The sequence below is a fragment of the Streptomyces sp. NPDC057249 genome, assembly GCF_042669245.1.
Classification (GTDB): Bacteria; Actinomycetota; Actinomycetes; order Streptomycetales; family Streptomycetaceae; genus Streptomyces.
In genome coordinates this window covers 213,580-221,933 of record NZ_JBHUXS010000014.1, presented here as the reverse complement: position 1 = coordinate 221,933, position 8,354 = coordinate 213,580, and the positions used below count along the sequence as shown (strand labels likewise).

At 70.9% G+C, this 8,354-nt stretch carries 9 protein-coding genes; 3 read left to right on the top strand and 6 right to left on the bottom strand.

The features are described 5' to 3' along the window. Positions 1-119: 119 nt before the first annotated feature. Complete coding sequence (locus tag ACFUJY_RS25340; protein WP_383303694.1) at positions 120-326, bottom strand: hypothetical protein; 207 nt, start codon at positions 324-326, stop codon at positions 120-122. 117 nt (positions 327-443) lie between these two features. On the opposite strand from ACFUJY_RS25340, the gene ACFUJY_RS25335 reads away from it, so the two are divergent. The 3 genes from ACFUJY_RS25335 to ACFUJY_RS25325 all read left to right on the top strand — a co-directional run bounded on the left by ACFUJY_RS25335 (position 444) and on the right by ACFUJY_RS25325 (position 2,697). After that, positions 444-1,313, top strand: coding sequence for a helix-turn-helix domain-containing protein (locus tag ACFUJY_RS25335; RefSeq protein ID WP_383303691.1), 870 nt, complete (start codon positions 444-446; stop codon positions 1,311-1,313). Next, a complete protein-coding gene (locus ACFUJY_RS25330; protein ID WP_383303688.1) occupies positions 1,270-1,473 on the top strand; it encodes a DUF397 domain-containing protein in 204 nt (67 codons plus the stop codon). The genes ACFUJY_RS25335 and ACFUJY_RS25330 overlap by 44 nt, the downstream gene beginning before the upstream one ends. A gap of 264 nt (positions 1,474-1,737) precedes the next feature. After that, the gene (locus tag ACFUJY_RS25325) at positions 1,738-2,697 is read left to right on the top strand and encodes an RICIN domain-containing protein (RefSeq protein ID WP_383303685.1); all 960 of its coding nucleotides are present in this window, start codon (positions 1,738-1,740) and stop codon (positions 2,695-2,697) included. 26 nt (positions 2,698-2,723) lie between these two features. Here ACFUJY_RS25325 and ACFUJY_RS25320 read toward each other — a convergent pair whose 3' ends face one another. The 5 genes from ACFUJY_RS25320 to ACFUJY_RS25300 all read right to left on the bottom strand — a co-directional run bounded on the left by ACFUJY_RS25320 (position 2,724) and on the right by ACFUJY_RS25300 (position 8,199). Continuing rightward, the gene (locus ACFUJY_RS25320; RefSeq protein ID WP_383303721.1) at positions 2,724-4,319 is read right to left on the bottom strand and encodes a DUF4157 domain-containing protein; all 1,596 of its coding nucleotides are present in this window, start codon (positions 4,317-4,319) and stop codon (positions 2,724-2,726) included. A 228-nt stretch (positions 4,320-4,547) separates the two neighbouring features. Next, positions 4,548-4,739 (bottom strand): hypothetical protein, encoded by a 192-nt coding sequence (locus ACFUJY_RS25315; RefSeq protein WP_383303682.1) that lies wholly within the window; start codon positions 4,737-4,739, stop codon positions 4,548-4,550. Between the two features lie 87 nt (positions 4,740-4,826). Further along, positions 4,827-5,720, bottom strand: a complete 894-nt coding sequence (locus ACFUJY_RS25310) for an SDR family oxidoreductase (protein ID WP_383303679.1) — start codon at positions 5,718-5,720, stop codon at positions 4,827-4,829. Next, a complete protein-coding gene (locus tag ACFUJY_RS25305; RefSeq protein WP_383303676.1) occupies positions 5,717-6,676 on the bottom strand; it encodes an alpha/beta fold hydrolase in 960 nt (319 codons plus the stop codon). The genes ACFUJY_RS25310 and ACFUJY_RS25305 overlap by 4 nt, the downstream gene beginning before the upstream one ends. Beyond that, positions 6,673-8,199: a flavin-containing monooxygenase gene (locus tag ACFUJY_RS25300; protein WP_383303673.1), complete on the bottom strand. Its 1,527-nt coding sequence runs from the start codon at positions 8,197-8,199 to the stop codon at positions 6,673-6,675. Before ACFUJY_RS25300 ends, ACFUJY_RS25305 begins: the two co-directional genes overlap by 4 nt. Positions 8,200-8,354: the final 155 nt, after the last annotated feature.

The following is an 8,354-nucleotide window of genomic DNA, read 5'->3' as shown; positions in this document are numbered from 1 at the left end:
CCCGGAGGACCGGGCGGCCATTCCTCGCGAGCCACAAGCGGCAAACACCCATCAGCCACACCCGGTCCCCCCGGACCGCCAACCATTCTTAGGGAACTCCCATGTCAGGGGCAGCCCGTTCATCCCCCGGCCGCCCTCTGCAGCACCTCGGCCAGCTGACGCGCCGTCTCCGTGTTGCAGTTACCCAGCGCGACGAGCGGCTGCCGGCTCGTCCACGCGAGCGTCAGCGGGTCAACTCCCAATGACGGCAGCGTGATGCCGTTGGCCTTGAGCGCCGCGCGCAATGCGTCGATCTCCGGGCCGATGTCGTGCGGGCCGTGGTCCATGAGGGCCGTCCACCTTTCGGTTGCTTGCTGTGACGAACACCTCACACGCTGCCGCACGGAGCCCTACGGTGGAAGGCGATTCCGCTCCACAGAGCGAGGTGTGAAAGGCGGTCGGCGGTGGCCAAGGAGATCGACGGTTCGGCGGGGGTGCCGCAGTTCTACGGGAAGGAGCTGCGGTACCGAAGAGAGGCGGCGGGCCTGACCCTGGAAAAGCTGGCGGAGGGCAGCTACTACGGGATCGCCCTGCTCAGCGCGATCGAGCACGGCGGCCGCAGCATGCCGCCGGACCTCGCGGCGCACGTGGACCACAAGCTGGGGACGGACTTCTTCGTTCGGCGTTGTAGAGACGTGCAGGAGGCCCGACGCAGGGGGCACGCGGAGTACTTCGCGCGCGTGTTGGAGGCGGAGAAGCAGGCGCTGACGATTGAGGAATGGTCGCCCACCCTCGTTCCTGGGCTGCTCCAGACGGAGGCGTACATCCGCGCGCTGTTTCGCGGCGAACGCTTGCAAGAACTTCCGGAGGAGACCGACGAGAAGGTCAAGGCGCGGCTGGCACGGGCACAGATCTTCGAGGACAGCCAGCTCTCCCCCGAGTACTGGGTGATCCTGCCCGAGGCCTTGCTGTGGAACGCCATTCTGCCGCCGGAGCAGATGGCCGAACAGCTCGACCACATCGCCGCCCTCATCAAGCGTGGCCGGATCTTTGTACAGATCATCCCGTGGAAAACCGGTGCGCATCCGCTCATGCAAAGCAGCATCATGGTGCTCGACTTCGCGGACGCTCCACCGCTCGTCTACATGGAGGGCCAGCACCACGGCCAGACCGTCGACGATCCGGGCCTCGTGAAGCAGTACAGGAGATCGTACGATCTCCTGAGGGCCGTCGCCTCGCCGCTGGAGGCGTCCCTGGCCATGATCGAGGCTGCGGCAGAGGAATACCGAAATGGCGTCCATCCACCACGACTTGACCGCCGCGATCTGGCGTAAGAGCAGCTACAGCAACACCAGCGGCGGGAACTGCCTCGAAGTCGCCGACGGCCACGCCGGACTCGTCCCCGTCCGCGACTCCAAGCGCCCCGACGGCCCCGCGCTCGTCGTCAACGCCGCCGCCTGGGCGCCGTTCATCGAGTCCGTCAAGGCCGCCTGAGGCGGAGCCCGTACCTACGCGAAGGGGCGCGTCCCGGAGACATCCGGGACGCGCCCCTTCGGCGTGGAGCCGCACCCCCTCGCGAACCGCGCCGCCAACTTCGCTCCACGCTCGGCGTGTTCGCCTTTCTTTATCAGGTCATGCGGCGATTGGATGGGGATTGACCCACCGCACCCCTCTTGGGGGCGGCAGGCGCCATGGGTCGCCCCCTTCGTCCCCGAGCGTTCCTCGAGGCTCGATCGCACATGCTAGGAGCACCACCGAATGCCAGAGCTGCCGAAGCGAAACGTCAACAGACCGGCCGGCTCACGGCCCGCCGAGCCACTGCGGAGCAACGACGCGTCGAAGCTCGATTCCGCCCGTGCCGCGCTGGCTCGGGCCATAGCGGCGCAGCGGGCCGAGGAAGCCGGGACCGCAGAGGGCGCCGGGAACGCCGGGAACACCGAGGCGCCGGTCCACGGCATATCCCCGGCCACTCCCCCGCGTCGCCGGGCGTTCCCGCGACGGGCGCGCGTCCTGGCGGCGGTCGTCGGTGTGGTGGCCGTCGCCGTCGTCGCGGGCGTGGCCGTCACGGCCGGCGGGGGTGACGAGGGCTCCGGCCGCCGGGCCGACGCGCCGGCCGAAGGGCCCGTACGGGTCGGAGGCGGGGGCCGGTCGCCGCTGCCCGAGGGTTCGGCGGCAGACCCGACGGCGTCCGGCTCCGTGACCCCGTCCGCCACCGCCTCCCCGTCGCAGCGGAATACACCCGGTCCGGGCAGGAGCACCGCGTCGGGGGCGGGGTCCCGCCCGTCGTCGCAGGGGAGCGGCGCGGGTACGGACAGCGCCACCAAGCCGGGCGGCGCCAAGGACTCCGACTCGGCCGAGGTGCGCGCGTTCCCGCTGTCCGTCGAGGCGTCGGGCAAGTGCCTGACCGGCGCGGGGTCCGGGGCACAGCTGCTGGCGTCCCCCTGCGACGGTTCGTCCGCCCAGTCCTGGAGTGCGGGTGCGGACGGCAGTCTGCGGCAGGGCGGGCTCTGCGCGGCCGTCACCGGGACCGAGGACCGCACTCCGGTCGTCCTGGCCGGCTGCGACCGGTCCTCCGCTCAGCGCATCGGCCTTTCCGGCAAGGAGCTGCGGTCCGCGTCCACCGGCAAGTGCCTGGATCTCTTCGGAGGGGCGAGCGGTTCCCAGATCGTGCTCTGGGAGTGCAACGGCCGCGACAACCAGCGCTGGCACGCCGCCTGACCGCCGCGTGAGCAGGGCCGAGGCCCCTACCCGGTCATCTCGACGTCGGACTTCTCGGACTCCTCGGAGTCCGATCCGTACTGCTGACTCCCGTCCGGGCCGGTGCGGTGGACGGTCGCCGGCTTGTACTGCTGGATCAGCTCGTCGAGCTCCTTCTCGTCCTTTACACCTGCCGCGTTGGCGATCTTCGTGAGTCCGGCGTTGGCGGTCGCCCAGTAGCCGCCGGGTTTCGTCTGGAAGGTCAGCTGGGGGAGCTTCTTGTGTTTCGCGATCGACAAGGAGAGGAAGCACGAGGTGCACGGCCTCTTCTTGCCGACGATCGTCGCCGCTCCGGTCGAGCCGGCCTGAAGGAGGGCCAGCACCAGCTTCTGCTCCGCGTGGAGTTCCTCGAAGCCGGAATGGATGAAGACGATCTTCCCGTCCATGTGCCCGCCCCCGATCGTTGCCGCGGCCTCCGTCGCCGTCTGTGCTGTCAACACGCCGTCCTGCAGGGCCATGGCGGTGGTCATGAAGGTGTTGACCGCGCCTTCCTTGCCGCTCCCCTCACCGAGGTTGGTCATGTAGTCCGCCGACCTCTGGGCCCTTGCGTCGTTTCCCGCCCCGTGCGAGTCCCGCATGACATCGGCGAGCGTTCGCGTCTGGAGGGTCTTCAGGATCTCGGCAGCTGTGCCGTTGTCGTTGCAGGCGACCAGAATCCCGCCGCCGACGTGCATGACCTGGGTCTCCTGGTTCCCGTCCTCCGCGATGTAGGCCTTTCCGCTGTTGAAGAACTGCCGCGCCACATGGCGCAGAGCCTGCTCATCGGTGTCCATGCGGCGCCTGGGGCTGTTCTCGACGGTGTCGGGCCATTTCCCGCCGGCGTAGGGCATCTGCGTCCAGTCCGACGTCATCTTGCCCATGGCCCGCTTGGTCGCCGCGGCCGGCACATCCTTCGTCCTGGTGCGTTGCAGGTGGGGTTGGCCGTGAACCGGGGACGCGTCCGGCCCGGACGTCGTCGGCGTCGTTCCGGGGGCGTGGCCCGGAGGCGTCGCGGCGAGGGCGCGCTTCGCGTTGGCCTCCGCCTCGCGCTCGAAGCGGTCCGCCGGGTCGGAGACCTTGAGCCCGGAGCCGTTGTCGGTGCCGGCGACGGGCCCCTGGCGTTGCTGGATGACGTGGGTCAACTCGTGGGCGAGGGTGTGCCGGTCGGTGCCGCCGGCGCCGATGACGACATGGTTGCCGGACGTGTAGGCGCGGGCACCGACCTCGGCCGCCGAGGCCGCGGCCGCGGAGCCGTCGTGGATGCGCACGTCCGAGAAGTCCGCGCCCAGCCGGGCCTCCATGTCGGTGCGGGTCGCGTCGTCCATGGCCCTGCCGGGGGACCGGAGCACCTCGTGAACGGTGGACCGTTGCACGGGCGCCGCATCCGTGGTTCCGGCCTGCCCATCGGTCCGGTGGCCGCAGCCGGGACCGTGCTGGTGGCGCTCGGGCGAGGGCTGGACCCAAGGGTGGCCGGCCTCTCGGAGCATCTGGACGATGGCGGCGTTCCCGTGTTCGGCCTGGAGGGCCCACAGCCCTTCATGCTGCGCCTGCGGCGCGCCCCTCTGCTGCGCGGCCGGTGCCCGGCGGGGGCCGGTGGACTTCATCAGGTTCTCGTGATCGGTCAAGGCCCGCTCCGCAGCAACTGAGAATGGCGACTCTTCAGGGATACACGGCCGGCGGAGCAGGGTTCCAGGCCCACGAGGGCAAAGCGGGGTGACCCGGGAGGGGTTCACAGGGTGACCTGAGGCCGTAGCGAGGTCGGCCCCTCAAGCAGCAGAAGGGGCGCGCCCGGAAGGAATCCGGGCGCGCCCCTCGGCGTCACCGCACGACCGTTACTGGTCGAAGCGCTCGCTCGCCTCGTCCTGGGCGCGCTGGGCGGCGCCCTTCGCGCGGTCGCGGCCCTGCTGGGTCGCGTCCTTGGCGCGGCCCTGGCCCTGGCCCTGGCGCCGGCGGTCCTGCGCCTGGTCCTGCGCCTGGCCCGCGAGGTCCTTGGCCTTGTCCTTGAACTGGTCGGCGATGCCCATGCTGTTCACTCCTATGTGGTGCGTGGGGGTGTGGCCCCGGTGGGGCCTCGACCAGATTCACACGGGCCGCCACGCTCCGCATGTCGATCACTCACGCTGTGTACGCGTGGCGCGTTCCTGCTGGTCGGCGGCGCCTCCCGCGCCGACGAGGCCCTTGCTCACGCCCTCCATGCGGGGGCCGAAGCGGCGCATTTCGCGCTGGCCGACGACGCCGATGAGGGTGGGCAGGTAGCCGCGTACGGACTGCATGCCGCGCAGCCACCACTGGGCGTAGACGTGGGCGGAGCGGCGCTCGATGCCGGCGACGATGCGGTCGACGGCGGGGCCGAGGGGGTACGTGCGGTTGGTCGGCCACGGGAGGCGCTTGCGCAGGTCCCGCATGACGTCGTCCTCGTCGGCGCCGCGCACCATGTCGGTGTCGGTCCAGGAGAGGTAGCCGACGCCGACCTTCACGCCCTTGTAGCCGACTTCGGCGCGCAGGCTGTGCGCGAACGCCTCGACGCCCGACTTGGAGGCACAGTAGGCGCTCATCATGGGGGCCGGGGTCATCGCGGCGAGGGACGCGATCTGGAGGAAGTAGCCCCGGCTCTCCATGAGGACGGGCAGGAAGGCGCGAGCGGTGACCGCGCCGCCGATGAGGTTGACCTCGATGACCCGGCGCCAGGCGACCGGGTCGGAGTCGACGAGGGGGCCGCCGGTGGCGACGCCCGCGTTGGCGACGACGATGTCGATCTTGCCGAAGCGGGCCTTGACCTCCTGGGCGACGCGGGCCATGGCCTCGTGGTCGGTGACGTCGGCGTGCCAGTGGTCGCTCTCGCCGTGGAGGCGGGCGGAGACCTTCTTCAGCTCGTCGGGTTCGAGGCCGACGAGGGCGAGGATCGCGCCCCGGGCGGAGAGCTTGCGGGCGAGGAGTTCGCCGACGCCGCGTGCCGCGCCGGTGACGACGACGACCTGTCCTTCGAGATTTCCCGTGCCGCTCACGCGACCTCCTCCTTGCCCTCGATGTCTGTAGTACCCCGCGCGTCCCGGTCCGGTCCGGCGGGAAGGTAGGCGGTCACCAGTTCCCGTATCTTCGCCGTGACGGTCTCCGGCGCCTCCACGGGCGTCATGTGCCCCATGCCCGTCAGCTCGGTGAGGCCGAGGCAGTCGGGCAGGGCCGCCGCGAGGGCGCGGGCGTGGACGGGCGGGGTGAGCCGGTCCTCCGTACCCGCGATGATCGCGGTGGGCACGCGCAACTCCCGTACGCCCTCGTCGAGATCGAGTTCCGCGAGGACGTTCCCCCAGGCGACCCGGGGTATGCGGGGGCAGGCGTGCACGATGCGGGCGCAGGTGTCGACCCGGTCCGGGGCCGAACCGGCGCCCATCGTCCCGTACTTCAGTATCCGCCGGGAGACCGGTGTGACCGGTCCGAGGGGGGCGCGCGCGCCGAGGATGGCGCGGGTGAGGCGGGTGCGTACGGCTCCGGCGCGCATCGGCACGACCAGCGACTCGGCGAGGAGCCGGGAGCTGCCGGTGCTGCACAGCAGGACGGCGACGGCGTGCTCGCGCAGCTTGGGACGGCGGGAGGCGGACATGATGGTCATGCCGCCCATGGAGTGCCCGGCGAGGACGGCCTTCTCGCCCGGGGCGAGGGTCGCGGCGAGGACGGCTTCGAGGTCGTCGGCGAGGGCGTCGGTGGTGTAGCCGTCGCGGGCGGCGGCGGGCGAGGTGCCGTGGCCGCGCTGGTCGTAGGCGATGACGCGGTGGTCGACGGCGAGGTCGCGTATCTGGGCGTCCCAGAAGCTGGTGTTGCAGGTCCAGCCGTGGGAGAGGACGACGGCGGGCGCGCCCTCCTGGCCGTGGATCTCGACGTGTATCCGGGAGCCGTCGGCGGAGACGGCGAGGAGTTCGCGGGCGGCGACGGGGCGGCGGCCGGCGACGGGCAGGGGGCGGCTCATCGGACGGCCTCCTCGGAGACGGTGTCGCCGGACGTGCGCTGGGCGGGCAGGGGCGGGCGCAGGACCTGGTACTCGGCCATGTCGACGGTCCGGGTGGCCTTGCGGAACTCGGAGGTGGTGCCGGGCCAGACGGTGGTGTTGCGGCCGTTGGCGTCCAGGTACCAGCTGTTGCAGCCGCCGGTGTTCCAGACGGTGCGCTTCATGCGGTCCTGGACGCGGCGGTTCCAGGTGTGCACGGCGGAGGGGCGGGCGTCGAGGGCCGCCTTGCCGCCGAGCAGGTTCAGCTGGCGCAGGTAGTCGGCCATGTAGTTCAGCTGGGACTCGATCATGAGGATCATCGAGGAGTTCCCGAGCCCGGTGTTGGGGCCGATGATCGTCATCCAGTTGGGGAAGCCGGCCGCGCTGGCGCCGCGCAGCGCCTGCATGCCGTCCTTCCAGGACTCGGTGAGCGTGATCCCGTCGGCGCCGACGACGCGTTCGGCGATCGGCATGTCGGTGACGTGGAAGCCGGTGCCGAAGATGATCGCGTCGACCTCGGCCTCCGTACCGTCCGACGCGACGACCGTGGAACCGCGGACCTCGGCGAGGCCCGAGGCGACGACGTCGACATTGGGCTGGGCCAGGGCGGGGTAGTACGTGCTCGACAGCAGGATGCGCTTGCAGCCGATGCGGTACGAGGGGGTCAGCTTGGCGCGCAGGGCCGGGTCCTTGATGGCGCGCGCCATGTTGGACTTCGCTATGCGCTCGACCAGGCCGAGCTGGTCGGGGTGCTTGGTGAAGGCGCTGACCTGCAATTCCCGGATGCCCCAGAGGAGTCCGCGGCGGGCGGTGCCGGTGGCGGGCAGGGCGCGGTGCAGCTTGCGCTCGATGCCGCTGATCTTCCGGTCCATGCGGGGCATGACCCAGGGCGGGGTGCGCTGGAAGAGCGTCAGCTTCCCGACCTTCGGCTGGATCGCGGGCACGATCTGGATGGCGGAGGCGCCGGTGCCGATCATCGCGACGCGCTTGCCCGCGAGGTCGGCGTCGTGGTCCCAGCGGGCGGAGTGGAAGACCTTGCCGGGGAAGTCGGCGAGCCCGGGGATGTCGGGCATCTTCGGGTCGGAGAGCGGGCCGGTCGCGGAGACGACGACGTCCGCGACGACGGTGTTCCCGTCGGCGCTGTCGATGACCCAGTGCAGCTCGTCGTTGTCCCAGCGCATCTGCTTCACCTCGTGGTTGAGGCGCAGGTGGGCGCGGAGCCCGAAGGTGTCGGCGACGTGCTCCAGGTAGGCGCGGATGTGCTCCTGCCCGGAGAAGGTGCGCGGCCACTCGGGGTTGGGGGCGAACGAGAAGGAGTAGAGGTGGGACGGTACGTCGCAGGCGCAGCCGGGGTAGCTGTTGTCGCGCCAGGTGCCGCCGACGGAACCGGCCCGTTCCAGGATCACGAAATCGGTGATGCCTTCGCGGCGGAGCCGGACCGCGGCGCCGAGGCCCCCGAATCCCGATCCGATCACCGCCACGCGTACATGCTCGTGCTGGGCCATGCTGCCGCCTCCCGCGGTACGTCACACGACTCTGCCAGCAATCACTGGCATGGTTGGGAGGGTAGAGCAGCGGAGTACCGATGGGTAGGGGGCGGACGGAGGAAAGTTACCCGCGGTACAACTTGCGGCTCGAACGCGTTTTCCTCGCCGGGGAG

Coding starts and splice junctions, on each gene's coding strand:
- ACFUJY_RS25340 (WP_383303694.1), bottom strand. CDS start 326: ATGGACCACGGCCCGCACGACATCGGCCCGGAGATCGACGCATTGCGC.
- ACFUJY_RS25330 (WP_383303688.1), top strand. CDS start 1,270: ATGGCGTCCATCCACCACGACTTGACCGCCGCGATCTGGCGTAAGAGC.
- ACFUJY_RS25325 (WP_383303685.1), top strand. CDS start 1,738: ATGCCAGAGCTGCCGAAGCGAAACGTCAACAGACCGGCCGGCTCACGG.
- ACFUJY_RS25320 (WP_383303721.1), bottom strand. CDS start 4,319: ATGAAGTCCACCGGCCCCCGCCGGGCACCGGCCGCGCAGCAGAGGGGC.
- ACFUJY_RS25315 (WP_383303682.1), bottom strand. CDS start 4,739: ATGGGCATCGCCGACCAGTTCAAGGACAAGGCCAAGGACCTCGCGGGC.
- ACFUJY_RS25305 (WP_383303676.1), bottom strand. CDS start 6,676: ATGAGCCGCCCCCTGCCCGTCGCCGGCCGCCGCCCCGTCGCCGCCCGC.
- ACFUJY_RS25300 (WP_383303673.1), bottom strand. CDS start 8,199: ATGGCCCAGCACGAGCATGTACGCGTGGCGGTGATCGGATCGGGATTC.